At 55.2% G+C, this 25,464-nt stretch carries 25 protein-coding genes and 2 tRNA genes; 6 read left to right on the top strand and 21 right to left on the bottom strand.

The window, feature by feature from the left end; all coding sequences use genetic code 11:
* Nucleotides 1-18: 18 nt before the first annotated feature.
* From GZH47_RS28295 to GZH47_RS28250, 10 genes are all read right to left on the bottom strand, one after another.
* Nucleotides 19-723: a CpsD/CapB family tyrosine-protein kinase gene (locus GZH47_RS28295; protein WP_192043671.1), complete on the bottom strand. Its 705-nt coding sequence runs from the start codon at nt 721-723 to the stop codon at nt 19-21.
* A complete protein-coding gene (locus tag GZH47_RS28290; protein WP_162644301.1) occupies nt 710-1,465 on the bottom strand; it encodes a YveK family protein in 756 nt (251 codons plus the stop codon). The genes GZH47_RS28295 and GZH47_RS28290 overlap by 14 nt, the downstream gene beginning before the upstream one ends.
* Nucleotides 1,466-1,498: 33 nt before the next feature.
* Nucleotides 1,499-2,278, bottom strand: a complete 780-nt coding sequence (locus GZH47_RS28285; protein ID WP_162644300.1) for a tyrosine-protein phosphatase — start codon at nt 2,276-2,278, stop codon at nt 1,499-1,501.
* 610 nt (nt 2,279-2,888) lie between these two features.
* Nucleotides 2,889-3,479 carry a DUF4269 domain-containing protein gene (locus tag GZH47_RS28280; RefSeq protein ID WP_162644299.1) on the bottom strand — a complete coding sequence of 197 codons (591 nt, stop codon included), beginning with the start codon at nt 3,477-3,479 and terminating at the stop codon, nt 2,889-2,891.
* The gene (locus tag GZH47_RS28275) at nt 3,466-4,287 is read right to left on the bottom strand and encodes a phosphotransferase family protein (RefSeq protein WP_162644298.1); all 822 of its coding nucleotides are present in this window, start codon (nt 4,285-4,287) and stop codon (nt 3,466-3,468) included. The genes GZH47_RS28280 and GZH47_RS28275 overlap by 14 nt, the downstream gene beginning before the upstream one ends.
* Nucleotides 4,288-4,347: 60 nt before the next feature.
* Nucleotides 4,348-5,562 carry a lysophospholipid transporter LplT gene (lplT, locus tag GZH47_RS28270; protein WP_162644297.1) on the bottom strand — a complete coding sequence of 405 codons (1,215 nt, stop codon included), beginning with the start codon at nt 5,560-5,562 and terminating at the stop codon, nt 4,348-4,350.
* Between the two features lie 209 nt (nt 5,563-5,771).
* Entirely contained in the window at nt 5,772-6,509 is a 738-nt protein-coding gene (locus tag GZH47_RS28265; protein WP_162644296.1) for a DUF4247 domain-containing protein, read from the bottom strand.
* A 16-nt stretch (nt 6,510-6,525) separates the two neighbouring features.
* The gene (locus GZH47_RS28260; protein WP_162644295.1) at nt 6,526-7,032 is read right to left on the bottom strand and encodes a DUF4178 domain-containing protein; all 507 of its coding nucleotides are present in this window, start codon (nt 7,030-7,032) and stop codon (nt 6,526-6,528) included.
* 55 nt (nt 7,033-7,087) lie between these two features.
* A complete protein-coding gene (locus tag GZH47_RS28255) occupies nt 7,088-7,492 on the bottom strand; it encodes a DUF350 domain-containing protein (RefSeq protein WP_162644294.1) in 405 nt (134 codons plus the stop codon).
* 162 nt (nt 7,493-7,654) lie between these two features.
* Nucleotides 7,655-8,326, bottom strand: a complete 672-nt coding sequence (locus GZH47_RS28250; protein ID WP_162644293.1) for a PspA/IM30 family protein — start codon at nt 8,324-8,326, stop codon at nt 7,655-7,657.
* Between the two features lie 442 nt (nt 8,327-8,768).
* Between GZH47_RS28250 and GZH47_RS28245 the strand changes: the two genes are divergently transcribed.
* The 4 genes from GZH47_RS28245 (at nt 8,769) to rbsK (ending at nt 10,720) form a co-directional block, all read left to right on the top strand.
* Complete coding sequence (locus GZH47_RS28245) at nt 8,769-9,305, top strand: hypothetical protein (protein WP_162644292.1); 537 nt, start codon at nt 8,769-8,771, stop codon at nt 9,303-9,305.
* Nucleotides 9,306-9,398: 93 nt separating this feature from the next.
* Nucleotides 9,399-9,474, top strand: a tRNA-Thr gene (locus tag GZH47_RS28240).
* Between the two features lie 9 nt (nt 9,475-9,483).
* Nucleotides 9,484-9,560: transfer RNA gene (locus GZH47_RS28235), tRNA-Pro, on the top strand.
* 245 nt (nt 9,561-9,805) lie between these two features.
* Nucleotides 9,806-10,720, top strand: coding sequence for a ribokinase (gene rbsK / locus GZH47_RS28230; protein WP_225446252.1), 915 nt, complete (start codon nt 9,806-9,808; stop codon nt 10,718-10,720).
* Here the strand turns inward: rbsK and GZH47_RS28225 are convergent.
* On the bottom strand, nt 10,717-11,706 hold the full coding sequence (locus tag GZH47_RS28225) for a LacI family DNA-binding transcriptional regulator (RefSeq protein WP_162644290.1): 990 nt from the start codon (nt 11,704-11,706) through the stop codon (nt 10,717-10,719). The two genes, rbsK and GZH47_RS28225, sit on opposite strands and share 4 nt — an antisense overlap.
* Before the next feature lie 167 nt (nt 11,707-11,873).
* Nucleotides 11,874-13,268: a HEAT repeat domain-containing protein gene (locus GZH47_RS28220; RefSeq protein ID WP_162644289.1), complete on the bottom strand. Its 1,395-nt coding sequence runs from the start codon at nt 13,266-13,268 to the stop codon at nt 11,874-11,876.
* Between the two features lie 222 nt (nt 13,269-13,490).
* Between GZH47_RS28220 and GZH47_RS28215 the strand changes: the two genes are divergently transcribed.
* On the top strand, nt 13,491-14,327 hold the full coding sequence (locus GZH47_RS28215; RefSeq protein ID WP_162644288.1) for an AraC family transcriptional regulator: 837 nt from the start codon (nt 13,491-13,493) through the stop codon (nt 14,325-14,327).
* A gap of 116 nt (nt 14,328-14,443) precedes the next feature.
* Here GZH47_RS28215 and GZH47_RS28210 read toward each other — a convergent pair whose 3' ends face one another.
* The 4 genes from GZH47_RS28210 to GZH47_RS28195 form a co-directional block, all read right to left on the bottom strand.
* A complete protein-coding gene (locus GZH47_RS28210; RefSeq protein ID WP_162644287.1) occupies nt 14,444-16,210 on the bottom strand; it encodes a hypothetical protein in 1,767 nt (588 codons plus the stop codon).
* A 181-nt stretch (nt 16,211-16,391) separates the two neighbouring features.
* Nucleotides 16,392-17,561 carry a hypothetical protein gene (locus GZH47_RS28205; protein ID WP_162644286.1) on the bottom strand — a complete coding sequence of 390 codons (1,170 nt, stop codon included), beginning with the start codon at nt 17,559-17,561 and terminating at the stop codon, nt 16,392-16,394.
* A gap of 195 nt (nt 17,562-17,756) precedes the next feature.
* Complete coding sequence (locus GZH47_RS28200) at nt 17,757-18,644, bottom strand: cation diffusion facilitator family transporter (RefSeq protein ID WP_225446251.1); 888 nt, start codon at nt 18,642-18,644, stop codon at nt 17,757-17,759.
* A gap of 123 nt (nt 18,645-18,767) precedes the next feature.
* The gene (locus GZH47_RS28195) at nt 18,768-20,048 is read right to left on the bottom strand and encodes an adenylosuccinate synthase (protein WP_162644285.1); all 1,281 of its coding nucleotides are present in this window, start codon (nt 20,046-20,048) and stop codon (nt 18,768-18,770) included.
* A 112-nt stretch (nt 20,049-20,160) separates the two neighbouring features.
* Here GZH47_RS28195 and GZH47_RS28190 point away from each other — a divergent pair, with 112 nt between their 5' ends.
* Entirely contained in the window at nt 20,161-21,066 is a 906-nt protein-coding gene (locus GZH47_RS28190) for a LysR family transcriptional regulator (RefSeq protein WP_162644284.1), read from the top strand.
* Nucleotides 21,067-21,138: 72 nt separating this feature from the next.
* Here GZH47_RS28190 and GZH47_RS28185 read toward each other — a convergent pair whose 3' ends face one another.
* From GZH47_RS28185 to GZH47_RS28165, 5 genes are all read right to left on the bottom strand, one after another.
* Nucleotides 21,139-21,561: a DUF1284 domain-containing protein gene (locus GZH47_RS28185; protein ID WP_162644283.1), complete on the bottom strand. Its 423-nt coding sequence runs from the start codon at nt 21,559-21,561 to the stop codon at nt 21,139-21,141.
* A 30-nt stretch (nt 21,562-21,591) separates the two neighbouring features.
* Nucleotides 21,592-22,359: a GNAT family N-acetyltransferase gene (locus tag GZH47_RS28180; protein ID WP_162644282.1), complete on the bottom strand. Its 768-nt coding sequence runs from the start codon at nt 22,357-22,359 to the stop codon at nt 21,592-21,594.
* Between the two features lie 146 nt (nt 22,360-22,505).
* Entirely contained in the window at nt 22,506-23,765 is a 1,260-nt protein-coding gene (locus GZH47_RS28175) for an alkaline phosphatase (RefSeq protein WP_162644281.1), read from the bottom strand.
* A 222-nt stretch (nt 23,766-23,987) separates the two neighbouring features.
* A complete protein-coding gene (locus GZH47_RS28170) occupies nt 23,988-24,512 on the bottom strand; it encodes a GNAT family N-acetyltransferase (protein WP_162644280.1) in 525 nt (174 codons plus the stop codon).
* 23 nt (nt 24,513-24,535) lie between these two features.
* Nucleotides 24,536-25,414, bottom strand: coding sequence for an NAD-dependent epimerase/dehydratase family protein (locus GZH47_RS28165; protein ID WP_162644279.1), 879 nt, complete (start codon nt 25,412-25,414; stop codon nt 24,536-24,538).
* Nucleotides 25,415-25,464: the final 50 nt, after the last annotated feature.

Here is a 25,464-nt window from a genome sequence, read left to right as displayed (position 1 = left end):
GTCACTACCTCCTCGATATTATTCGGCCGAAGCCTGCATGTAGGAATAATAGCCATTTAGCTCGCTGGCAGCCGTTTGATTCATGGCCACGCCGACGATTTTGGCCTGCACGAAATGAAGCGCGTCGCGCGCTTTCAGCGCATGCTGACGCTTCACGCTCTTCGCGTTGATGACGAGCAGAACGCCGTCGCAGCGGGAAGCCATGATCTGCGCATCGCTGACGGCGAGCACGGGCGGCGTATCGATCAGCACGAGATCGAACATTTGACGCAGCTCGTCGAGCAGCAGGTCCATTTTGCGCGAGGCCAGCAGCTCGGACGGATTCGGCGGAATCGAACCCGACGGCATGACGCTCAAGTTTCGGATATGCGTTTCTTTCACCGCTTCGCGGGCCGAAGCATTTCCCGCAAGCACATGGGTCAGGCCGCAGCGGTTGGAAAGCTGAAAGGTCTGATGAGCCGTCGGCTTGCGCAAATCCGCATCGATGAGCAGCACTGATTTGTCGGCTTGGGCGTATGCGGCGGCCAGGTTGTTGATCGTCGTCGTCTTCCCTTCCCGCGGACTTGCCGACGTGACCATGAGCAGCTGGAGCGAGCGGTCTACTCCGGCATACTGCAAATTCGTGCGAAGCGTGCGGTACGCTTCCGAGATCGGAGACAACGGATTCAAATCCGTAATGATCGGTCTCGTGTTCGAGACGCTGAATTGATTAGTTGGCTGCACGTGATTGTTCACCCGCTTTCGCTGTCGTTTTCGTCTTCTGCGCGCCGCGCAGATCCACTTGGCGAATGGACGGAATTTGCACGAGCGTCGGCAGGCCCAAATACCGTTCCACGTCGGCTTCCGATTTGATCCGATCATCGAAGTAATCCAAGAGCAGGACAAGTCCGATGCCGAACATGAAAGAGAGGACGAACATAATCGCCATATTCAGCTTCGGGTTCGGTTTGATCGGCGCAGGCTGCTTGTTCTCGTTCGCCATATGAAGCAGATACACGTTATCGACTTTCATGATGTTCGGGATTTGCGCTTGGAACACTTCCGAGATCGCATTAACGATGCGCGCCGCCGCTTTGTAATTCGTGCTTGGATAAGACAGCGTCACGACCTGCGTACCGTTAACCGACGTGAAATTAATGTTGCGCATCAGCTCGTCCGTCGTTACTTTGAATTCGGGATGCTGGGCGACGACCTTGTCCATGATGGCCGGCGTACGAATGATTTCCTTGTAGGTGTTGATGAGACTGATGTTCGTGTTGATGGCGTTCAGGTCCAGCTGGACCATGCCCGGCTTGTCGTTCGCCGAATTGACGATCAGCTTCGTGTAAGCCTGATAGACGGGCTGCAAATACTTGTAGCTGACGACGCCCGTAACGGTCGTGCTTAGAATGACGATGGCGATCAGCAGCCACACCCGCTTGCGAATGATGGACAAATAATGCCGCAAATCCAGATCGATGCTCAAGAGATGGATCCCTCCGTCCTAAATGTTGAATGTTCAAAATGGCGACCATTTGGCGAGCAGTCGGGTAACCGCGCTGCGGCGCTCCGTCAGCTTGCCGTGCTCCAATGGCGTATCCTGCCATACGGCGCGGGCATTGCGTTCGTAAGAGGCTGCGAAATCCCGCCCAAGCTTAGCCGTAACGATGTCGTGCGCGGCGCGAAGCTCATAGGGCCTCGTCGTTCCGTTGTGCGCGTCGGACGCGATCGTATGCACCAGATTCCTTCTGCAAAGCTCGAGCGCGGCGGCTTTGATTGCCTTGCCGAATCGTCCGGTCAAGGAATGCGACGTCAATTGCGCCGCGGCTCCGAAGCCAGCCAGCCGTACAAGCTGATCGGGATCGGCGGCAATCTGCGCATTCCGTTCCGGATGGGCGATAATCGGCGTCCATCCCGCGATGCGAAGCTCATGAAGCGTATCTTCAATCCGCAGCGGGATTCGCGCGGAAGGCAGCTCCAGCAGCACGTAAGAAGAATTGCCCAACGGCAGCAATCTTCCGGCTTCAAGATCCGCAACCATTTCGTCGTAGACGCGAATTTCTTGACCGGCTTGAACGAGAAGCGGAATTCTCCGCCTGCGCAGCTCGTCGCTTAGATGCTCCGCTGCTTGCCGGACTTGGCCGGCATCCGTCTCGTACACGCCGCGACGATAATGGGGCGTTGCAATAATGGCGGTTACGCCCTCGCTTGCGGCGCATCGTGCTAGATTCACGGCTTCCTCCAGGTGATCCGGGCCGTCATCGAGCCCAGGCAGCAAATGACAATGCATGTCGATCATGGATCTCTCCTATGGGAAACGTTGTCGTTTTGAAGCTCGATTAGATTATGTCACAATGCCGGAAGGGTGATCAGGGAAGAAGGTTATATTTTCGATTAGGTGTCCTTTCGTGGTTTTCAAAGGGCTTGCATGCTGTATTTCCTACATTTTTTCACAAAATCGCCATATTTACTTCCATATATCACCATTTATTTCGTGTTTTCCGTGAAAAACTATGCCAAAACCGACATCTAACTAAAAGTAAGTAATCTGTCAAAAGTATTACACTTTACTTACATTTTACAATTCCGCCGCCCTTACTCCCGTGCGGGATGACCGGAATTCCACGCTCGGCGGAGTCCCGATACAACGAGGCGCAAAAGTTGCGCATCCGCAACTGAAACAAGGTCTCCGGTACGAAAATGCATTTTCATAGGTACAGCGATGCATCGCGACGGCCTGTCGGCAGCAAGCGATCGATTGCCCGTTTTCAGGCGCTCTTCGGTACTCCCGGCCTACGATCCGGGTGAAATTAACGTCTTGGTCCCCTTTCGCGCATGCTAAAAAGCCTTTCTTCCTGCTGTAGATACAGTAGGAAGAAAGGCTTCTTTAGGATATTTTAAACGAATCTTTATGATTCCTTAGTCAGTAGCGCTTCCAATTTCTCATCGCTCCATGTTTCAAGGGCGAGCAGCCCACCGTAAGGATCACCCGCGATCCTCAAAACCCGGGCAAAAGCCGGTTCTGTCTTCATGCCCTCGTTCTTCAGCCGCACAACCCGAACCCTGAACGCTTCGCCAAACAGGGCCAACAGCCTCGATTCGATGACCATATGACGGAATCCGTTCTGTTGCCGCACCGGAAGACGCTCTCCGAAGAGCTCGATCGGCCAGTTTTCCACCATGAAATTGACCGTGATGCGTTCACTTCTGTCCCCTGCAGCTTCCGACCGCTTGCATACGAATCCGGCTTCCCGATGGAACAGCGTCCTCGCGTCCGCTTCAAACCGATCGAAGTCCGCGACGCAGCAAATAATGTCCAAATCGCTCGAAGCCGTTTGAATGCCGATTGGCACGGTGCCGACAAGCACAGGATCGTATATCGCCAGCTTCTCCATGATCCGATGCTTCGTCAGCAATGCGAACACTTCAGTCTGCACGACATGGCCGGATTGCAGATATGCCAGGTTCGTCCAATCTATTCCTTCATTAAAAGAACGCATACAGTCCGCCTTCGAAATAATTGTATTCCTGCTCGCTGATCCGTCTCAGACCGAAAGCTTCATAGAACAGCTCGATATCCGCAGCTTGTTCGAACGCATTCGTCTTCGGTCTGATGGCCAGCGCGATATCGTATCTCGGATCGCCGACAGCAGCGCCGCCCCAGTCGATTGCGCCGACTACGGCATCTTGGCAAACAAGCACGTTATCGATCGTGAAATCGCCATGAATAAGCGTGTTCGTCACCGGCGCGGGGCGAGCCCATCTCAATTCCTCCAGCAAATCAGCCGTTCCATCCACCTCGTAATGCGCCAGGTCAAAGGCCGACTGCCGCAGCATCTCGCCCAGCCAATCGTCTTGGCCCGCCAGCTCGGCCGGAGGTGCCGCCACGTGGATCGCTCGCAGGAAGGCGCCATAACTATGGATCGCCCGCTCCCGCTTCGCCGCGCTCTTCTCCCATGCAAGAAACTCGCGCAGCCGAATCCCTTCTATATAAGAGGTAACGAGCCAGCTTGCGCCAGATTCGTCTTCATCGCAGAAGGAAAGAACGCGGGGAACCGGCAAGCCGGATGATTGCAGCAGCAGCAGATTCCGATGTTCCTTCCTCAGCCAATCGCGATAAGGCGGGCGGTCGCATCGCTTCACGATAAATTCGCCTTCCTTGGCAATGACATGCCCCACCGTCGAGGTGTGACCCTGCTTTGGCTGCCGAACGTCATTGACGGGGCCAATCAGATCCAGAATCGCTAACGGTATGTCGGCTGCCTTCATCATCTCCATCTTCTCGCCCGCCTTTTCATAGCGTCTCATCTGAACTTCTCCGGCATCAACCGATACGGACACGGACCATTCCGATGACGTCGAATCGCGCTAAGATACTTGTTTCCGGTCCTCGCCGCGGTTCCGCTTCTTGCCCGTAATGCCTGGCAGCTGCGTCGCCAGGAACAGAATGAACAGAAGCAGGATCAGTCCAATTCCGATGACGGAGCCGTTGACGGAAACGTCCATTTGGGCAAGGGTCAGATAGATCAACAATCCGGACACCGTCAAAATGTTCTCGCTGAAATTTTGAACGGCGATCGTTTTGCCCGAACCGATCGTCGACTTCCCTTCCTCCTGCAGCATCGTGTTGAGCGGGATGACGAAGATGCCGCCGAAGAGTCCGATCATGAACAGCAAAATAATGGTCAACCAGAGCACGTACGTCATCGTAGCCAGCATGACGGACGCGACCATGAACAAACCGTAGAAGAATGCCCGGTGCAGCTTGCCTGCCGGTACCAGCTTCGGCGTCAGGAAGGCGCTCACGACGACTCCGATCGCGGTAATGCCGATCATCATCGACTGTTGGTCCGTGTCCGTGATGCCAAGGTTGAGCGGCAGCCAAGCGATCAGCGCAATACGCAGTACCGCCGCCGTCAGCCAGAATGAACCGGTGCCGATGAGCGAGAACCTTGCGCGCGGGTTCCTGAACATCGTGCCGAAATCGCGCAGAAACTGCATCGCTTCTTTCCCGTAACGCAGCTCGGCATTGCCTGACCGCGCCGGGATAACAAGCGTCATCAATAACGACAGCAGATAGACGACAAGGCAGGTGAGGATTGCCGGCATGTCGGAATTTTGAGCGAGGAAACCTCCGGCGACCGTGCCGAGCAAGATCGCCAATATGGTCGATCCCTCCACTTTCGCGTTGGCCCGCAGCAGTTCATCCTCCGTGCTCGTAAGCTCGGTCAGAATGCCGTATTTACCTGGCGAATAAACGACTGCGCCGATGCCGACGAACACATAGCAGAGCGCCGGAGGCAGTCCGAACAGCAGCATGGCGATGCCGACTGCTTTAAGCGCGTTGCCGAGCAGCAATACGTTCGACTTTGCTTTCTTGTCGGCGAAAGCGCCAACGATCGGAGCGAGTACGACGTACGCGGCCAGAAAAGCGATTTGGATGTAATTCACCGCGATATCCGGGTTGTCCACGCCTTGGCGTTTCACCATGCCCACGATCAAGAAAAAATTCAAATTATCCGCGAATGCGCTCAGGAATTGCGTAAGCACGACCGTATTCAGCGGCGACAGCATGCGTTTCATCGTTAATCTCCTTCCCTATGTACAGCCTTCAGCCGAAAATAATGACTATCCCATCATACCTCAAGCGCACAGCCGCTTAAAGCGTAATCCTCGCATAGGACGCAAAAAAAGAACGGCGCATGACTCATGGGTCCCTGCCGCCGTTCTTGCGTTTATTCTTTATTCTTGCCTGCGGATCTATATCTTACCTGCGGACGTCCCCGGCTCCGTCATCGTCGCCTCGATACCCTCCCGAATCCGACTCGCGTCTTCGGCTTCGAAGATTTACGCGGCGTCAGCCAGCTGCCCGACTTCTTGCTGCTGCCGGGTTCCTTGGTGATCTTTCCTTTAGACGGATTGCTCGTCACGCCGCCCGAACCGGATTTGGTCGATGAATCGGCGTTCTTCGACCGTTTGAAAATCGATCCGGTACGCGTCACCGTCATCGGCGGAACGGCTTTCTTCTCCTGGGCCGATGGCGCATGATAGCTGCCGCCCGTCGGCTTGTACGTTCCGCGGTCGTCATAGCCCCGGTATGTCCCATGGCCATAGCGGCCGTTATCGAACAAATTGCTCAAGAAACTGGCCAGCAAATAACCTTGCAGGAAGCTCGAACTGTAGTTGTTGCGAACGTATTCCTGCGAATCGACTTCGATCAGCGTATCTTCCGGTTTGGCCGTATCCTGCTGCAAATGAATGATGCGGTCGGAGTAGACGAGGAACATGCGATCCTTCGCTTCGGCCGATTCCTGCTGCGGCTTCTCCTTGTCCGCGAGCGCCTTCGCAACGTCCGGCACGCTCACGCCCGCCGCGCGGTACACATAAGAAGTGCTCGATCCGCTGCCGTTTACCGATTCGAGCGGATATTGCTCCTCGAACTTCTGATTGACGCCGCATGCCGCCAGAAGCGGGAAGATAAGCGTGAAGACAAGCAGTAACTTAAGTAAATAAGACCCTTTGCTTCGCATCCTTGTCCTCCTCACCTTAAGTTCCGCGGAGAACGCGGACATCGGCAGGAAGCACGTCTTCTCCTTCGTACAGCATGAAGCGCCCGTCCTGCCATTCTATCCGGAGCAGCTTCTGGTCATCCGATTGGTACTGCCATACATATTGCTCGCCGCCTTGCACGAACGGCGTTTTCCCGGACGCGAGGACGAATCCGGAATACTGCTCCTCAAGATGGTACGTGCGATCGTCGAGCTCAAGCACCGTCGGCACTTCCTCCACGGAATCCAAGCGGCCGTCGATCGGTTCATACAGCGCATATACCGTGCGTTCGCGTTCTTCGATCGTCAGATAGCGAATGGCGGAGCCGTCCTGCAGCGTAAGCACGACAAGATTGCGCTGGCGGTTCTGCAGTCTGCCGACGACCTGATAGGTCACCAATGAAACTTCGCATACGTCGCCGGGGCCGATCGTCAGCATGCTTTTCTCCACGATGGGAGGCTCGGGCTTCGCGATAATGTTTTTGATGCGTGAGAAAATTCCCATGGCGATTACTCCTTATGCTTATATAGTTACCTTGAAACCGTTCGTCCATGACGGATTACAGACAAGCTCCGATGATCATCGCTCCCGCCAGATGCAGCGAACCCGTAAACAGCGCCGGCGCGATCTGGTTCTGCTTCGTGCCCTCGGTCAGATCCAAGCCCGCGCTTGCCCGCAGCACGAATTCGACGAGACTTTCGATCAGCAGCAAAATAACGAATGAAATCGCCGATACCGCCAGCGCTTCCCAGAGATCATCCGATGTCGCGATCGAACGCGACAGGATGTAGGCTTGCGCGAGCAGTTTCATGATGAAGCGGGTCGTCACCGCCACATTGCCTTTCTTGATTTCTTCCAAATCTTTATACCGGGTAAAGAGCGAATCGATGACCATCAGCACGATCAGCAGCACCGCGCCTGCTCCGGTCCAAACAAGAATGCCCAGCATCTCATCCAGATTCATTCGTAATAAGCCTCCATCGTCAAATTTGCCGCAACCGGGCCATGGCAAAGAAAAAACGTCCTTGGGCGGATGGAGGCGGCGCATTCGCTTGCGATCCATGCCGGCAGACGTTCTTTCCCTTCACTAGCAGCTGAGGATATTTATAAGTCGTTTGCTACGAGCTTATTCTTTTTTCTCGTATTGTTTCATCAGCGCAGCCAATTCGTCGTCGACGGCTTTATTCGTGCCGAGCGATTCGAATTCGTCGTCCAGCGATTTGCCTTTGCTGTTCATTTCATTGCTTGCTTCGGCCTGCGCCTCGGCTTGCAGCATTTTCTCTTCCATGCGTTTCAACCCGGACATCGCCGTGTCGGAGCTGAAGCCCGTCATCGCTTTGTTGATCTCCGCTTGTGCTTTGGCCGCTTTGTAACGCGCTACGAGCGTTTCGCGTTTGTTTTTCATTTCCGTCAGCTGGTTGCGCATTTCAGTGAGCTTCGCACGAAGATTATCGGCGGACGCCTTATTGGTGTCGTAGCTCGTTTTGTACTCGTCGCGCTTCTGCTCAGCGGCTTTCTTCTCTTCCAGCGCGCGTCTCGCAAGATCCATGTTTTGCAAGGAAGCCGCCGTGTGCGCTTGTTCGTTACGCTTCTGAACCAGTGCGTCCTGCTCTTCGTACAGCTGCTTGAACCGTTTCTCGATGGCGATTTGAGCGGCTACCGCTTTCTCGGCGTCTTCCAAATCTTCTGTCATGTCGCGGATATATTGGTCCGTCAGTTTGATCGGATCTTCGGCTTTCTCGATCAGGGAATATACGTTCGATAATGTGAGGTCGCGCAATCGTTTAAATACGGACATGGTTTGTTTCCTCCTCGATATTGTGCTGTTCGTCAGCGTTCATGCTACCTAATACGGCGCAAGAACGAATTGCGTTTCAAAAAATAATGAGCTTTTTTTCAATTCGACCCTTGCTGTGAATTCCGCGAGCGTTCATGCCCCGGACCTATTAACCTTAATCTACCATAAAGAGCGGAAGCAAGAAAAGAGCTTTCCGTCAGGCATGAATTGCTGCCCGTACACCGCTGATCCGCGATCGCCTTGAAAGTCCATAACAGGTATAGAATCTTCTTTCCGCCTCCCATATATACGAAATATAAGAAATCGCAGCGGTTTCTGGCACGATCCGAACGGCGAGAAAACAGAAGCCGCCGCATGTATGCATTTCATTCGGGATGGGGTAATAAGCTGGTAATGCGACTTGGTCAAGACCCCATATTCCGCTTACGGGAGGCTGATCCCTTTGGTATCGGATACACGGATTGAAACCCACCTCGAGCTCCTACGTTCGGACGGTTGCTGCGTGCACGGCATCGCCGAGACGAAATACGGAGATACAGTCATTCTTTATTCGCCTGTCGGACGCTTCGATATTCATGCCCGTATTCTGTATGCCGGAGGGATAGCGACGAAACGGTATGTGAACGACTTATCCCTTCATGTAACGCCAATCGAGGGTTTGCCTATCAAAGCCTGGTACCTCCAATACGTCCGGATCCTCGGCGACAAAATCAACCGCGGCTTTGGCTCCATCATGCTCCGCCAGCTTCTGCTGCTTGCCGAACGCGAAGGCATCGCCTATATCGACGGCCGCATACAGCATGCCGAACACAAGGAACACGCGGAGCGATTGCGCCATTTCTATGGTAAATTCGGTTTCTCCATTGACGAAAACGGCCAATTGCGCTGGCAAAACGAGAAACTGGCCGCCTCGAGCGCCTTGGTCACATCCCCGCCTGCGAAGTGGTCGTTTCGCAAGCTATTACGTAAGTCAATGTAATTCTAATGATCCTATTTATCAAAATTTTAAAAAGGACTTGCATCTTTTTTGAAGGTTATGATAAGATACTTTTTGTGTTCAGAACGCACAATTGCCGGTGTAGCTCAGTTGGTAGAGCAACTGACTTGTAATCAGTAGGTCGGGGGTTCGAATCCTCTCGCCGGCACCATCTTCATCTCGGGACGTAGCTCAGCTTGGTAGAGCACCTGGTTTGGGACCAGGGGGTCGCATGTTCAAATCGTGTCGTCCCGACCATTCTCAATTATTATCCGATGAATCGGAATTATCAAGAAGCCTCGAGCGCTGCTCGGGCTTTTTTTTGTTGTCTTGTGAAGGATCGATCGTCATTTACCTAGGCGGTATAACGGCGGTTCGGTTGGCGATTCGGCGGGCGCGATAGCGGACATTCCATCATTGACGGTCATTTTTGAGTCGTGGTATAGTCGGAATGCAATCCATATGTAACCGGTACCACATCATATACACAAAGGATGATTCTCATGACGCGCAAACCGCGCATCGCCGTAGTCGGCAGCTTGAACATGGATCTTGTCATTACCATGCAGCGCATGCCGCGAATGGGCGAATCGATGCAAGGAGACGACATTCATTACATATCCGGGGGAAAAGGCGCCAATCAGGCGGTAGGCTGCGCCAAGCTCGGCGCGGACGTCAGCATGATCGGCGCTGTCGGGGACGATGGCTTCGGCGCGCAAATTCTTGATCGGATGAACGGATTCGGCGTCGGCACAGAGACGATAGCCGTTCTGGCTGACGTCCCTACCGGCACAGCTACCATCCTCCACACGGAGGGCGACAATTGCATCGTTGTCGTGCCCGGCGCGAACGGGAAATGCACGCCGGATCAAATCCAGGCGCTCACTTCCATCATCTCCGGAGCCGATGCGCTGATCGTCCAGCTCGAAATTCCGCTGCCGGCCGTGGAAACAGCGCTTCGCATCGCCCGCGAAGCCGGCGTGCGTACCATCGTCAACCCTGCTCCCGCCGCGGCGCTGACGGACGAACAGATCGGACTTGGCGACTATTTCACGCCGAACGAAACGGAATTCGAATTTTTCTGCGGCGCCTCTGCCGAAACCGAAGAAGCGCTATTCCAGCAAATGCACGAATGGAAGAAGCGCTTCCCGCAGCAGACGCTGATCGTTACGCGGGGCAAGCACGGCATCTCCTGCCTCGCCGGCGACCAAATCGTTACCGTTCCCGCTCCGATCGTCAGCGTTGTCGACACGACGGGCGCGGGCGATTCATTCAACGCCGCGCTCTGCTTCGGACTCGCCTCGGGCTGGGACCTGGAACGGACGCTGCCGCTTGCCGTGAAGGCCGCATCGCATTCCGTCACCGTCTTCGGCGCGCAGGACGGCATGCCGTCGATGACCGATTTGGAGCAAGCTTAACGGCTGCTCGAGCGCCGTACGAGCAGTGACGTGTTCAGCTCGATCGTCTCGCGTTTCACGTCTTCACCGCCAATCAGGCGATGCAGCTGCTGCATCGCCTGTTCGCCCATCTCGTAGATCGGCTGCACCATGGTGGACAGCTCCGGCACGACCATCGGCACGCGAATGCCGTCAAAACCGATGACCCGCATATCATCAGGCACCCGGCTGCCGCGTTCATGAAGCAGCTTTAGCGCCCCGATGGCCATCGCGTCGTTGCCGGCGAAGATGCCGTCGATGCCCGGCTCCCGGTCAAGCAGCCGTTTAGCGGCATCATAGCCGCCCTCCGCCTGAAAATCCCCCTGCTCGATCAGCGAAGACGAAAACCAAGGCAGGGCCGCGCATTCATCCGCGTATCCCTGCCTTCTGTCGCGAGCCGCCGTTACGTCGGCCGGACCGCTGAGATGTCCGATTTTGCTGCAGCCTTGCTTCAGCAAATGGCGGACGGCTTCCCGCGCCCCTTCCCGGTTTCTTGCAATCAACGACAGAATCGGCTGACCGGGAAAGCCGTTGTCGACAACGACGACCGGAATTCCCCGATCCTGCAAGGCGATGATTTGCTTCGGCGTCGCGGTGTACGAGGACAGGATCAGTCCGTCGACCCGCTTATGAACCAGCAAGTCGAACAATTTCCGTTCCTTCTCCGCGTCATTATTGGAATTGCAAAGGATGACCGTATAGCCGTACGCGCTAGCGCAGGTTTCAATCGCCAGCGCAAGCTCCGGGAAGAACGGATTCAGCAAATCCGGTACCATGAGCGCGATCATGGACGATTGTTTGCCGGCTAGGCTGCGCGCGGTCTCGCTCGGCTTATAGCTGAGCGCCTCCATCGCAGCGGTCACCTTTGCTTCTGTTGCGGCGCCCACATAACCGCTTCGGTTCAGCACGCGCGACACCGTCGCGACGGACACGCCCGCCAGTTTACTAACATCTCGTATTGTCGCCATATATTAAAATCTTCCTCAGTCTAGTCGTAGTTTCACATGAATATAGCACTGAGGTTTGTAGACTGTCAACGCAGCGGCGCGGGCGGCGAACCACACCTGCTGGCGCCAAATAAAGAAGCGCCGAAGCAGCCCCATGGCTGATCCGGCGCTTCTTCGGCGCTGCGAGATTAGAACGTGCTTGCCGGCGTCGTGTCCGAGCACCAGCGCGTATTGAATAGTTCATGAAGCAGCACATCGTGCGCTTCCTTCGTACCGATGCTCCGCAGCGCTTCGAGCGAATGGCCGCGCACATAGCGGTTCTCGTCCTGCAAAGTAGCAGCCAGCGCTGGCACGGCGTCGGCAGCGGCAGCACCGATGCGAACGAGGGCCAAACCGGCCATGAAGCGCACCTGCGTATCTTCATCCGAGAGTGCTTGAATGAGCGCCGGCACGGCGGTTTGCGGAGCAACGCTCATAATGCCGAGCGCATCGACGACCGTGCGGCGAATGATAACCGACGAATGATTCATGAGCGCCGCTACTTGCGGCACGGAACTTTCGGCCAGGCCGCGCAGCTCGGAGAGGGCGAACACGGCATGATTGACGGCCGTTTCGTTCTCGCTTCCCAGCACTTCCGTCAAGCCTTCGACGGCATTCAAACCCGCGGTCGACAAGCCGTACGACGCGATGCGCGAAACCTTCTTCGATTCGCCCTGCAGCGCTTCGAGCAATGCCGCGATACCTGCCGGGCCGCTGGCTGCCAAATCGTACGAAGCGGCGAGCGCTTCGGGCTCGGCGGCCTCCGTCAATTGAGCCGCGAGTTCGGCTACTTCTTCAGCCGGCAACGTGTTCGCGCGGGAAGCTACGCGGCCGGACAGCCAGTTCCATACGTCCTCGGCGATCGGCTGATATTCGGAGCGGCCGCCTACAGCCGTGATATCTCCCAGCTCCGGCTGCTCGTTGTTCCATGTCGGTGCCGTCGGCGCTTGCGTCCGCATGAATTCGAATTTGAGCATGAAGCGCGGATTGCCGAGCAAATTCGGCGTCGAGCGATGCCAAATATCGTAATGGATAAGCGCAAACGTTCCCGCTTCGCCTTTCGCCGTCGCTTCCTCTTCCATCTCGTCTGATGCGAAATTCCGTTGATCCTCGTATTGCGTTCCAGGCAGTACGCCCGTTGGTCCCAGCTCAGTCGGGGTATCCTGCGGGAAGTACATAATCATTGCCCACCACGGATGGTGGTTGCGCAGCCGGTTATAGCCCCAATAGCTGTCTTTGTGCCAGCCGCCCGGCTTCGGAATGGAGTTATAGTGACCGTGGCGGTGCGTATGGAGCAGGTACTCCGGTCCAAGCACGCTGGTCAGCGCGCCCGTAATGACCGGGTGCTCGAACACGCGCTGCAAATCGCGGATGCGCGGGAGAATGTTGTTCCCCGGATTGCCCTCTTTGTCGTAAATCTCGTTCAGCTGCGTCACGAGCCGCTCATGAAACTCGCTTGGAAAATCCGTTTTCAAAATAAGAAACCCGTTCGCAATAAAGGATTTCATCTGATCGTCGTTAAGCAGAAGCGGTTGCTGCGTCATCGCTTATCTTCCTCCTCAAGTTCGTCTTCTCCCCCTCATTATAGGGGCGGCGATGGCGCTTTCAAATGGATAGGGCTAAGAATGAAGGTGCCAAAGTTAAGGTATCCGTTCCCCCCGCGACGAAAATCGACTATGATAGAGCCATAGAAACGGCATGTCGCAGATAATGCGATATGACCGTCCAACCTACTATTTCGACCGGTCCGGGTTAGGAGATTCCGCATGAATATGAAACGCGAGCACAGTGCCTTAACCGACCTGCTGCATTCGCTCCAAATCGACGTCCTGTCCGCCTTTAAGACGCAGGTGACGCATGATTGGCATGATTTTGATTTCGTGCCGGAATACAATAAGTTCTATTACATCGTAGAAGGCGAAGGCTGGCTGAAATCCGGAACGACGGAGCTGACGCCCGCCGCCGGCGATCTCTGCATGCTGCCCGCTCACGTCGTACAGTCCTATTCCGTGCAGAAGGGCTGCCCGCCCTACTTGAAATATTGGTGCCACTTCACGGCTTCGATCGGCCCTTTCGATCTGTTTCAATGGATCGGCGTGCCCTTGTCCATTTCAATCGCGGACCGCGAGGAAATGACGGCGCTCTTCAAGCTGCTCGTCAGCCTGCGCACCAATTCCTCCATCATCGCCAGGCTGCGCGAGAAATCCGTGATGCTGGAGATCGTTTCGCGCTATCTGGAGCATGTGCCGATCACGATTCTTCAACATCGCTCGGAAGATCTGAAGCGGATCCAATTCATCCAAGCCTATATCGACAGCCATATGGATAGCAGCTTGAAAGTCGAGGATATGGCGCGGGCGGCGCATCTGCATCCGAATTATTTCATTGCGTACTTCAAAAAGCATTTCGGCGTCTCGCCGCTCAAGTACATGAACCGCCGGCGCGCGGACAAGGCGAAAATCCTGCTCTCGACGACCGCGCTCAGCATCAAAGACATCGCGGATCAGACGGGTTTTAAGGAAACGAACCATTTCGCCAAGTTCTTCCGCAAAGAGACGGGACAGAGTCCGACGGAATACCGGCTGTTAAACGGCGGCGGTTGAGTTTCCGCAGCTGCCTGCCTCTCCGCCACCTGCCCTACACACTATCGACATGACAAAGGCTATCTCCGAAGAAGCAGCCAAGCTGCCGGAGATAGCCTTTTTTCCAATAGAAACGACTATAAATTGCGCACCTGTCCCGTCAGCACCTCCGGCGTCAGCCAGCGGCGCATGAACAGCAGCACGAGCAATGAAGGCAGCGCGATCAAAGCGCCGAACTGCAGCATGGCTGCAGGACCGTAAGCGAGAGCTTTGCCGTCACCGGCCGTTTGCTGCGCCGCCATGAGGAAGCTCGAGATCGGCGGCATGAGGTCGGGTTTGCTCATGTAAATCAACGGCAGGTACATGCTGTTCCATAACATGGTGAACTGCATGGCTCCTAGTGCGAGCAGCGGTTTCCAAACCGCCGGCACATAAACGCGGAAGAACATGTAGGTCTCGCCGCGCCGCTCGTATCGCGGCCGAAGCGCAGCATATCGGGCATTGTATATGCTCTTGAGAATGAAGACCGGCAATATCGAGAAGAAACCGGAGACGAACAGCGCGAACACCGTATTGGTCAACCTAAACTGATGCAGCTCGTAATACGCCATGAAAGAGATGCTTCCAACGGACATGACCGCCAGCAAAAACCATTTGTACAACGATCGGCCCGGTAAATCCTTCACGGTCAGCGGGAAGGACAGCGTGAGCGTCATGAGCATGAATACGGCAGATGCAGCCAGATATACGACAAGGTAAAGCACGAACCGGGAGCCGGAGACGAGCGACGACAACCCAGGCCCTTCATGCCGGATCGTAAACGGATAAACGAACAGCAGGTATAGCATCGCGACAACAGCGAGGGCATACAACAAGCTGACAACCGTTCCCACGGCGCTCTTCCCGCTGCCGGAGGCTTGAATCGCAGCTGCGCTTCCGTTATGCGAGGTGAACAAGTGCCGGGCGAAGCAGGCGCGAAGGATATAGTAAGCCAGCAACGTACAGCCGAATTGCACGATAAACTGAAATACCGCCACCGGGTTGCTGGCTTTAATATCCATGAGCATAAACGCGGAACGAAATTGCATATTTTCCAGCGTATCGCCGGTTTGATAGACTATGGGATTAATAAGCTGATACATGAGCTCGAACTGGTTGGACAACAAGGTTGAAAGCTGCATCAGCATGAATGCCGAAACGGCCAACATGGCCGGCACAACATTCCGGCGAAAGAAAGAAACGTGATGCCGCCTAGGATCGCTGGCTCCTGCCGCATGTTTGGCGCCAATGGCCCCAATTGCAATCAGGACGGGAATACCGATGGTTTTCATGCATTCGATGCAGACATACAGGCCTCTGAACAGATTCGAATGCGCCAACGGAACGGAGTGAATGCCGATCGGCGATGTTCGGCTGGAAACAACGATCACGACCATATTGGCGAAGATGACGGCCGGTATAAAATAGGGGATCAGGAACAGCGTTGCAAGCGCGCTTCTCAGTTTGCCGCCGGCAACCATGCTTAAGGACAACGCAAGAACAAGCGCTGCAATACCGCAAAACCCCGTATATATCAGCTTCATGATCAGCGTGTTGGCGAGAACTTGATGAAATTCCGGCGCCGTGAACATTTGCCTGTAATTGCTCCAGCCAACCCAATGGCTGTGCGCGATGCCTCGGAGCACTTTGAAGTCTTGAAAGGAAGTCACCACGGTCATCATGAACGGAACTGCCTTGAACAGGATTAGAAGCAGCAATGCAGGCAGGACGATGACATAATGAAACCGGTACTTCCAAACCCGGCCGAAGAAACTATCCTTCCTCGATGCCGGCCATTCTTCTTGCGTTATCGGCGATTGTCCGCGTTCGTCTTGCTGCATCGGCGTAATTTCCCGATCGTCCATGGCCCGGCCTCCTCATCGACCCCGATTATTCGTTCCCATAAAATCCCTTTCCATTCTAATTCAGCCATCCGAAATCCGGCAAGCGATTATTTGGTCCTCGCCTCGGAACGTTATGTAATAAAAACGCCCCTCGGTTATCCCGAGAGGCGTTCGTTCACTGCCTATTTACCTGCTGACGATATTACTTGCGGATGTTATAACCGATAAACGTTTTCGTATCCAGATCGAACACGACCGTCAATGGCCCGAGCAGTTCGTCTTGATCCGTCGTGTAAGTAACGGTGACTAGCTTGCCGCCGTTATCCTTCGTCGCCTGCAGCAGCTTCTTCGCTTCGTCGGTCGTCGCCATGACGCCGGAATCCGCAGCGTTCACGAGTTCAACGACGGCTTCGTCCTGCTTCGTCTTCAAGTGCTGCGCTTGGCCTTCCGGCAGCTTGCTCCAAGCCAGCGTCCGGAATTCGCTTTGGGCCGCCGGAGACAGCGAATCCGAAATGGCGTTCCCAGGCACGATTAGGTAGAAGAGCGGGCTGATCGGCGGAATGCTCTTCGTCATCATCGGTCCATAGTAGGCGCGAACCTTCATGCCGGCTTTCAAGCTTTCCCACTCGACCGGCTGCCCTTCCCCGTCGATTACGCTCGTTTCTTTACCTGCGTTGAGCACGACCGAAGACAGCGAATCGCCGTCCTTCGCTTCTCCGAGCACGACCTGCCAGCCGTCATTCGTATGTTCGACCTTCTGGATCACGTCTTCTTTCATCAAATGTTCAACGCCGAGCGTAACTTTAGCCGCATGCGATTGTCCCGGATAGCTGAGCGCCATGACCGGTCCGTATTCCGCGATGATATCCGTACCGGCTTTGATGGCGGTCATATCAACGACTTTGCCGTTTGCGTCCGTCAGCTTCGTATCCTTGTCTACCGTCAGGATGACCCATCTGTTCGTCCCTCTGCCGACTACATCCAGCTGGTAGCCGCCGCTCGGAAGCTGCGTCACGCCTCGAATGATACCCGAAAGCGTCATATAATTCGCCTCTTCCCCGCTGCCATTGCCGCTGCCGTTACCGTTGCCTTCGTCTTTGGACGTGAACGACAAGCTCTTGTCCTTCGCGTTGTAGTACACGTCATACCCGAGGGCAGCCGCTTCTTTCTTCGCGGGCAGATAGGCTTGGCCATTTATAAAGACAGGTTCCAGAATCGTGTCTTTGCCATCGACGAGCACTTTGATATCGCTCCGAACAATTCCGCTGACCTTATCGAAAAGACCCGAAGCTTCCGCAGCCACCGCCGAGCCCAGTAATCCTGCAAGCGTAGCGATAATAACGATTTTCTTCTTGTTCTTGTTCATGTTCATGTTGATTTGCTCCTCCCGAATGTTCGCCTGTGATGTTGTAAGATCTTACATGTCCCTTGACGACGCCTCGATAGAAAAGGTTGCAGCTTACTTTTTATTCGTACTTAAGTACTAATCCCGGCAAGGAAAAACCGGCATGGATTGTCTCCACGCCGGCTTGAATTCCCTGCTTCACTCACGCATTCGTTCAACCATTCACTCATTCTCGTACCAGGGGTTCAAATGCACGAGCACTTCATCCACTTCGGGATGGGCATCCTGCACCTTTTGCTTGATTTTGCGAATAATGTCGTGGCCTTCCTGGATCGTCAACGTGCCGAGCACCGCCACCCTCGCGTCCACCAATACATAATGGCCGTGTTCGCGCGCCCGCAGCCTGTCGATACGTTTCACATCCGACACCTCGCGGATATGCTCCAGTATATCTTCGATTTTGTCGGGGCTCAGGCTCTTATCCATAAGCACGTCGACGGTTTCCCGCGCCATGTCGAAGCCCAGCCTGAGCACGAGAATAGATACGATGACCCCGGCGGCAGGATCGCCGTAGCTGAGCCAGTCGATGCCTTGCCGTTCGCCGATCCAAGCGAGCCCGATCCCGATCGAAGCCGCCAAGGAAGCATACACATCAGCCAGATGATCGTATGCCGTAGCCCGCAATGCCTTGCTGTTGACGCGATTCGAAATGCGAATCGTGTACATGTACAGCAGCTGCTTGACCGCAAGCGAAACGATAGCAGCGGCAAGCGCGATGATATGCGCTTTGCCCGGCGGATGGAAGAACGCCAACACCGCGTGATAGCCCATATAGAGCGCGGCGATGATAAGAATGAACGCGACGATGCCCGCTCCGAGCACCTCGGCTTTGCCGTGCCCGTAAGGATGATCCTCATCCGGCGGTTTGCCGGATACCCTCATCGAGCTGTACGCGGTGGCGGTGGCGATGATGTCGCCCGCGTTATGAATCCCGTCCGCGATCAATACTTGGCTGCCATACAAGATGCCTACAATTAATTTGAGGCCCGTAAGAACCACGTTGCTGAGCAGAGAAACCCACATGGCAATGACTGACGATCGATTTTCCAAGATGTCTCTCCTCAATTCCTTTCCACGGCCAAGCGCCTTTCTTGTAGGGGCATCTTACCATTCTTACCCATGACAAATCAAATTATTTCAACGCTCCGGACTGCCGCGAATACCTGCAAATAGCTATCGCTCGATCACTTGCTCGCGCCGCGGTCCGACCGAAATGCGCGTGATCGGAACGCCGATCTGCCGTTCAATGAAGGCGACGTATGCCTGTGCAGCCTGGGGCAGTTCATTGAAACTTCTCGCAGCGGCAATGTCGCATTCCCAGCCCGGAAGCGTCGTGATAACCGGCTCTGCCGATTCCAGCAGCGCAGGAACAGGGAACTCTTCGACGGCCGTGCCGTCCGGCAGCCGGTAACCGGTACATACCGGAATGTCCGGCAAGTAACCAAGCACATCCAAATTCGTCAGCGTCACCGAGGTTGCGCCTTGCACGCGGCAGCCGTACCTCGTGGCCGTCACATCGAACCAGCCTACCCGCCTTGGCCGTCCCGTCAATGCCCCGTATTCGCCGGCATCGCCGCCTCGCCGCCTGAGCTCCTCCCCTTCCTCCCCGTGAAGCTCCGTGACGAACGGTCCCGCCCCGACGCAGCTGGAATAGGCTTTCGTGACGGCAACGATGTCCGTTATCGAACCGGGCGGCAGTCCCGCACCTACCGAAGCGAAGCCGGCTAGCGTCGACGAGGAGGTTGAGAATGGATAAATACCATGATCGGGATCGCGAAGCGCGCCTAGCTGACCTTCGACAAGAATTCGCGCTCCTTCCGTATTTGCCTGCTGGAGCATGGCCGTCGTATCCGTTACCAATGGCTTCAATTGCCGGCCATAGGCGGTCAGCCCCGGCAGCAGCGAATCGACCGTAATCGGTTCGCTTTTATAGAGATGCTGCAGCAAGATATTCTTGGCGGCAAGCGATTGTTCCAATTTGCGCCGCAGCCGCGATTCGTCGAACAAATCGGATACCTGAATACCGAGCTTGGCGTACTTGTCCGCGAAGAACGGCGCAATGCCGCGTCTCGTCGAACCGAAGCCGGCGCTCCCGAGCCGCTCTTCTTCCAGCTGATCGAACAATCGGTGATACGGCATGACGATTTGCGCCCTTTCGGACACGGCCAGCTTCGGTTCCCGTACCCCTCGCGCCGTCAACGCTTCCAGCTCCTGGAACAGAACCTCCATATCGAGTGCCGTCCCCGGGCCGATGACATTGGTTGCATGCGGATAAAAAACGCCCGAAGGCAGCAGATGAAGCACAAACTTTCCATATTCGTTAATGATCGTATGGCCCGCGTTGCTGCCGCCTTGATAGCGCACGATGAACGCGGCGTCCGCCGCCAATATATCCGTTACCTTCCCCTTGCCTTCGTCTCCCCAATTCGCTCCTACGATCGCCGTCACTGTCATCGCCGAATCTCTCCTCGCCCTTGTGAATGTGCTGCAAGGTTGATTATAATGGAAGCCATGACATAAGAATAATTGATATAACTAATATGAGATATCAAGAGAGGTAATAGCTATGCCGGAGATTAATTTGGAATGGTATCGCAGCTTCTATTGGTGCGCCAAGACGGGGAGCCTGTCGCGCGCAGCCGAGAAACTGCATATTACGCAGCCTGCGGTCAGTCATACGTTAAAGCAGCTGGAAGAGATGCTAGGCGGGGCACTGTTCATTCGCGGAGCGAGAGGCGTGCAGCTTACCGCGGAGGGCGAGCTGTTATTTCGCTATGTAGAGCAAGCATTCAATTTCGTGGAAGCAGGCGAGAAAAAGATTCTCGAGATGCACCAGCTCGCGTTCGGGGAAATCCGCATCGGGGCGGGCGATTCGTTGTGCAAGCATTTTCTGCTTCCCTACTTGGCGCAATATCATCGCCTGTATCCGCAAATCCGCATTCGCGTCACGAACCGGACGACGCCGGAGACGCTTGCTTTATTGAAGGAAGGGGCGATTGATCTCGGCATCGTCAACCTGCCGGCCGCGGACGGCAAGGCGGACATTACGGCCAGTTCGCCGCAGCAGGATTGCCTGGTCGGCGGGCGCCATTATGCCCACTTGGCCGGCGAGCCGCTGCGTCTGCAAGCATTGGAACGATACCCGCTCCTGATGCTGGAGGAAGGAACGAGCACCCGCCGGCATTTGGACAAGCACGCCGAGGCGTTCGGGGTGAAGCTGCAGCCCGAGCTTGAGCTGGGCAGCATGGATTTGCTCGCGGATTTCGCGAAGAACGGACTCGGACTTGCTTTCGTCGTACGGGATAATTATCGCGCGGAATTGCACGCGGGCGAACTGGTCGAAATCCCGCTGGTTGAGCCGGTGCCGCCACGCGGAATCGGGATCGCCACGCTTCATGGCGTTCCGCGCTCCGAAGCGGCCAAGCGATTCCTGGAACTGCTGCCTGCGGCAGACGAGAAGAAGGCGGAGTAATTCATAGTCGGAGGCGGCTTGCTATACCGCTAGCGTCTAATGCTTCCCCGGTAGCGGCGGCAATGGCGGCAGCTACGGCAGCGGCGGCAGCTGCTGACCGCTCTTCACCGTGCGGACGCCTGCCTCGCATACGCCGTAAGAACGCCACTGGCAGGTGTGGCACAGCGTATTAATGTCCTCCGGTTCGACATTGCCGCGCACGCGCTCGATCACTGCCGACCATGGCAGCGAATGTCCGATGTCCAGTTCCAGCTTGGCGAGCACGCTCTCGTCAAGCTGCGATACCGAAGCATTCTCGCAGTGCGGTTCCGCGTTAGCGGGGAAACAAGCGCATAACTCATCCGGCCCGGCGACGATCGTCACCGCTGTATCGGGTTCCTCGCGCAGCCGGTTGTACACCCGGGCCATGTTCGCCGCATAAGCTTCCGAATACCCCATTCCCCGGAACCCGAGCAAACATAGCAAATGATGGCCTCGAAGCTGAATCGTCGTCATTCCATTACACTCCCTCTTGAAACGAATCTGCTAATGCAAATTACGTTGTTTGACGCGGTACCAATACGGATAGAGCTCCTCGTATTTTAATTTTGCGTATAAGCGGTTAGCCGGCGCGTTGTTCTGCACGACTTGCAGGTAACTGCGCGAAGCGCCGTTCTTTCCCGCCCATTGCAGCATATGCAGAATCAGACGTTCGCCGATCCCCTGGTTGCGGAACGAAGATGCGGTCACGATATCGTACAGGCCGACATAATCCCCTTCGATGACGGCCAAGCCGCAAGCGGCCGGTATCCCATGCGCATGGAGCGTAAAATAGCCCGTCTTCATCGTAATGGCATGCATGATCCGCGCCGCCGAGCCTTCTTGGCAAGAAGGAATTCCGTTGAAGCCGCACATCAGATCCAGCCAGCTATAAGTTAACCGATCCTCGCATTCGACTGCGATGCCGGGTTCATTCTTCGCCGGTAAGCGCAGCAATGTCAGATCCCCTAACATCATAACACGAGAAGGATCCTGCAGCACGTAGCCGCGTTCCTCGAGGGTGCAATCGAGTCCGGCCGGAGCGAACGGCGTCAGCTTGAAAATCGTATCCTGACCCGCCCGTTGATAGAAGGCCTCGCAGGTTTCGATTTTCCGCTGCATCGATTCCGCCGTTTCCGCTCCCGCATACAAGGGATGGACGGAATTCGCCCGCTTCGTGAACCCTTCCGCCAAACGGAGCAGCCATCCGCCATGCGCCGCCGTCTGCCCGGCCGGCCAAGCATTCATCGTCAATTCTTCGATCGCAACCGTCATTGGCATGTGCCTCCTTCTAGCGAATAATTATGAATTAATATACAACCTTTTGAATTATAATTCAATGCATATAGAAAGAAGCTGCCTCCATTTCTGGAGACAGCTTCTTGTACATTCATCCGATAGATGTGCTTTATTGGCGTGCTTTATTTAGGAAGCTTTACGCCCATAGCTTGCGCTAGACGCGTGAAGATACCTGTATTCTCGTAAACGCCGGAGAACAGTTCAGCGCCCGTACCCGTAACCGTTACAGGTACATCAACCGCCGTATGACCGGAAGTTGTCCAGTCAACGACGAAGTTCAATTTGGAGTTTGCGATTGCAAACGGTCCGTCTTCTTTGGAAATGCCATCGCCGGACTCGTCGTTAGCGTCGACTTCCTCGATCGAGAAGCCGCCTGTTTCGTGGTCAGCCAGTACGAGTACGAGTGTATCCGGATGTGCTTTTGCATAATTTTTCGCGATTTGTACCGATTGATCCAGCTGTTGACCGGCTTTGATCGTCAATTTCGCGTTGTTTTGATGCGCCATTTCGTCCGTCGCTTCTTCTTCTACCATGAGGAAGAATCCTTTTTTGTTCGACGATAGCGTATCTAGTGCTTTCTTCGTCATATCTGGCAAGGAAACGACCGGATTGTAGATGTCGCCTTCGCCTTCGGGGCGCTGTTGGAACATTTCTTCGTTGGCGAACAAGCCGAGTACTTTGCCTTTCGCTTTAACCATGTCCGCTTTGTTTTTCACGTACGTGTAGCCGAGCGATTTCGCTTTATCGACGAGGTTGCCCTGCGTGCCTTTGCTTTTCTCGGACGGATCGTCCGGTTGCTCGTCCTTGAAGCCGCCTGCTTGCCCAGCCGGGTACCAGAAATCTTCGCCGCCGCCTAGCAGAACATCCACTTTCGATTTCGTTATATATTGAAGCGCGATATCGCTTTGCTTGGAACGGTCTAACACGTGAGAAGCGAAAGCTGCCGGCGTCGCATCCGTAATTTGGCTCGTTGTTACGAGGCCTGTCGATTTGCCCATTTCTTTGGCATATTCCATAATCGTTTTGACATTCTTCTTGTTCGGGTCGACGCCGATTGCGCCATTGTACGTTTTCACGCCGCTTGCGAAAGCCGTGGCAGCCGCAGCCGAATCCGTTACCGGAGTCGTGGAGCTCGTATGAATCAATCCGAGGTAAGGCATAGCGTCCATGGCCAATTGTCCTTTTTCGCCGACCGTCGCAAGGCGAATGGCATCGCGCTGCGCAGTGCCCATGCCGTCGCCTACGAAAAGAATGACATTCTTTGCTTGTTTCGATGCCGCAGCCGCTTCATTCTTGCCGTGTGATGCCGTGAAACTTGCGATGACGAGCACCGCAGCCGTGATGCCGATTGCCGAAGTCTTCCAACCGATTCTGGATTTCATTTGTACGCCTCCTAATCTATTTTCACTAGCATCATAGAATGCCAGTATTAAGCGAATGTACGAAAGATATGAAGATCATGTTAACTGCTCCCAAATTTGTTTGCCGAAATCAAAAAAGACGCCCTCCGCAAGCGGAGAGCGCCTTATAAACATCGATTTTTTCATAGCCAAGCGACTATGAAAATGATCCCGACCGTTCCCGTCCCTTACCCGTCCTAAGCTCTATCCATCCGCAAGACGTCTGCTAACGAAGTCTTGGATGGACTTGCCTTCTTCGAAACGTTCCGTGAATGCGCCTCCCGAATAGTCGCCGATGACCTTCGTCCAGAATATCCTCGCCGGCTTGTTGCTCTCCAGTTGGAACACTTCCCAATCTCCCTCGTGCAGATCGAACAGCCGTACCGCAACCTGCCTGCCGATGGCGTTCTTCCTGTATTTCTTCATGATGAAAAACTCCGCAATGGAGAAATAATGCCTATCTTCCGTTTCGATCCGCCGTACGAGCGCGAAGCCGGCATAGCGGCCAGCCCGTTTGATGAGATAAGGGAAGCGGTGCGCAGCGTCGATCCAATAGTCGTCTAAATAAGCATAAGGGGAATATAGCCCGTTGTCTTCCACATCGATGGAAATGAATGCCGAGAAATCATAGTCATAGAATTGCATCAGGTTCTTCAACGTTTCCCGATCTTCGATCGAAGCGAGAATCAGCTCCGCATCCGTCGATTCAAGCGCCAGCGGCTTCTCCATGTTCGCTTCTCCCTCCCGTCGGCTTAATGTTCGGATGGCAATTCCGAAGGGACCACAAGGTTCGCTACGTCCATGCCCTGCTCGTCCCGCGCCTTCAAATCGCGCAGAAATTCCACGAATCCAACCGCCGGACGCCATCCGAGCAGCTGCGCCGCTTCCGAGAGGTCATGCTGCTCCACTTGATTCGGCAGCGAGATCCGGTACTTCTCGATCAGCTGGCATGCGCCCGGCACTTGCGTTTCGCACCAAGCCGGTCCTTGGTTGCGAAAATCGCGGACGACCTCGTCCGGGATCCCGTGATCCGTATGCACGATCGTACGAAACAAGCCGAACCGTTTATCGAGCGCGCCCTGCATTGCCGCCACGGTCGCGGAAGCAACGTCGCGCCGATCGACGCCGTTGCGCAGCAAGCGTTCCCCGAACTCCAGGTACGGGCGCGGAATGAATTCATGATAGCGGAGCATGGCGATCGAGGCATTCGTCATCTCGTGATAGGACCGGCACAGGTCTTCTCCGATGACCTTCGTCACGCCATAGACGGAGCCCCATCCGTAAGCCATTGAGGACGCATAGACAATCGCTTGGACGCCTTCCTGCTTGCAGGCTTCCAATACTTGAAACGTCCCGTCCACGTTAACCGCGAAGATCGTTTCGTCGCTGACCGGCGGATTGTGCGCGCAATGCCAGGCCGCCAAGTGGACTACGCCGTCTACCCCTTCAACGGCACGGCGAACATCGGCGGCCGTTCGAGTATCGCAGCGAATAAACTCCGCTTCCCTTAAATCAGCGGCCGCCACCGGAAACACATCCGCCATGCGAACTTCAAATCCCGCTTGCAGCAAAGCTCGGCTGACGGCCTGTCCGCCGTTGCCGGAAGCTCCGGTTACTAGAATCTTCGTCATCTCGTTCTCTCCTCATGGTTATTCGTCTAATCTGCTAATCTTCTATTCTT

This window comes from Paenibacillus rhizovicinus, assembly GCF_010365285.1.
Lineage (GTDB): Bacteria > Bacillota > Bacilli > Paenibacillales > Paenibacillaceae > Paenibacillus_Z > Paenibacillus_Z rhizovicinus.
The sequence above is the reverse complement of the archived record's forward strand: the minus strand, read 5'-3'. Positions and strand labels throughout refer to the sequence as shown.

What these genes read in the sequence shown, in the direction of transcription:
- GZH47_RS28265 (WP_162644296.1), bottom strand. Translation starts at nt 6,509, where the DNA reads ATGCGAAGCAAAGGGTCTTATTTACTTAAGTTACTGCTTGTCTTCACG.
- GZH47_RS28255 (WP_162644294.1), bottom strand. Translation starts at nt 7,492, where the DNA reads ATGAATCTGGATGAGATGCTGGGCATTCTTGTTTGGACCGGAGCAGGC.
- GZH47_RS28280 (WP_162644299.1), bottom strand. Translation starts at nt 3,479, where the DNA reads ATGCGTTCTTTTAATGAAGGAATAGATTGGACGAACCTGGCATATCTG.
- GZH47_RS28185 (WP_162644283.1), bottom strand. Translation starts at nt 21,561, where the DNA reads ATGACGACGATTCAGCTTCGAGGCCATCATTTGCTATGTTTGCTCGGG.
- GZH47_RS28180 (WP_162644282.1), bottom strand. Translation starts at nt 22,359, where the DNA reads ATGACGGTTGCGATCGAAGAATTGACGATGAATGCTTGGCCGGCCGGG.
- GZH47_RS28250 (WP_162644293.1), bottom strand. Translation starts at nt 8,326, where the DNA reads ATGTCCGTATTTAAACGATTGCGCGACCTCACATTATCGAACGTATAT.
- rbsK (WP_225446252.1), top strand. Translation starts at nt 9,806, where the DNA reads ATGACGCGCAAACCGCGCATCGCCGTAGTCGGCAGCTTGAACATGGAT.
- GZH47_RS28275 (WP_162644298.1), bottom strand. Translation starts at nt 4,287, where the DNA reads ATGAGACGCTATGAAAAGGCGGGCGAGAAGATGGAGATGATGAAGGCA.
- GZH47_RS28190 (WP_162644284.1), top strand. Translation starts at nt 20,161, where the DNA reads ATGCCGGAGATTAATTTGGAATGGTATCGCAGCTTCTATTGGTGCGCC.
- GZH47_RS28175 (WP_162644281.1), bottom strand. Translation starts at nt 23,765, where the DNA reads ATGAAATCCAGAATCGGTTGGAAGACTTCGGCAATCGGCATCACGGCT.
- GZH47_RS28210 (WP_162644287.1), bottom strand. Translation starts at nt 16,210, where the DNA reads ATGGACGATCGGGAAATTACGCCGATGCAGCAAGACGAACGCGGACAA.
- GZH47_RS28195 (WP_162644285.1), bottom strand. Translation starts at nt 20,048, where the DNA reads ATGACAGTGACGGCGATCGTAGGAGCGAATTGGGGAGACGAAGGCAAG.
- GZH47_RS28205 (WP_162644286.1), bottom strand. Translation starts at nt 17,561, where the DNA reads ATGAACATGAACAAGAACAAGAAGAAAATCGTTATTATCGCTACGCTT.
- GZH47_RS28215 (WP_162644288.1), top strand. Translation starts at nt 13,491, where the DNA reads ATGAATATGAAACGCGAGCACAGTGCCTTAACCGACCTGCTGCATTCG.
- lplT (WP_162644297.1), bottom strand. Translation starts at nt 5,562, where the DNA reads ATGAAACGCATGCTGTCGCCGCTGAATACGGTCGTGCTTACGCAATTC.
- GZH47_RS28170 (WP_162644280.1), bottom strand. Translation starts at nt 24,512, where the DNA reads ATGGAGAAGCCGCTGGCGCTTGAATCGACGGATGCGGAGCTGATTCTC.
- GZH47_RS28220 (WP_162644289.1), bottom strand. Translation starts at nt 13,268, where the DNA reads ATGACGCAGCAACCGCTTCTGCTTAACGACGATCAGATGAAATCCTTT.
- GZH47_RS28225 (WP_162644290.1), bottom strand. Translation starts at nt 11,706, where the DNA reads ATGGCGACAATACGAGATGTTAGTAAACTGGCGGGCGTGTCCGTCGCG.
- GZH47_RS28260 (WP_162644295.1), bottom strand. Translation starts at nt 7,032, where the DNA reads ATGGGAATTTTCTCACGCATCAAAAACATTATCGCGAAGCCCGAGCCT.
- GZH47_RS28285 (WP_162644300.1), bottom strand. Translation starts at nt 2,278, where the DNA reads ATGATCGACATGCATTGTCATTTGCTGCCTGGGCTCGATGACGGCCCG.
- GZH47_RS28165 (WP_162644279.1), bottom strand. Translation starts at nt 25,414, where the DNA reads ATGACGAAGATTCTAGTAACCGGAGCTTCCGGCAACGGCGGACAGGCC.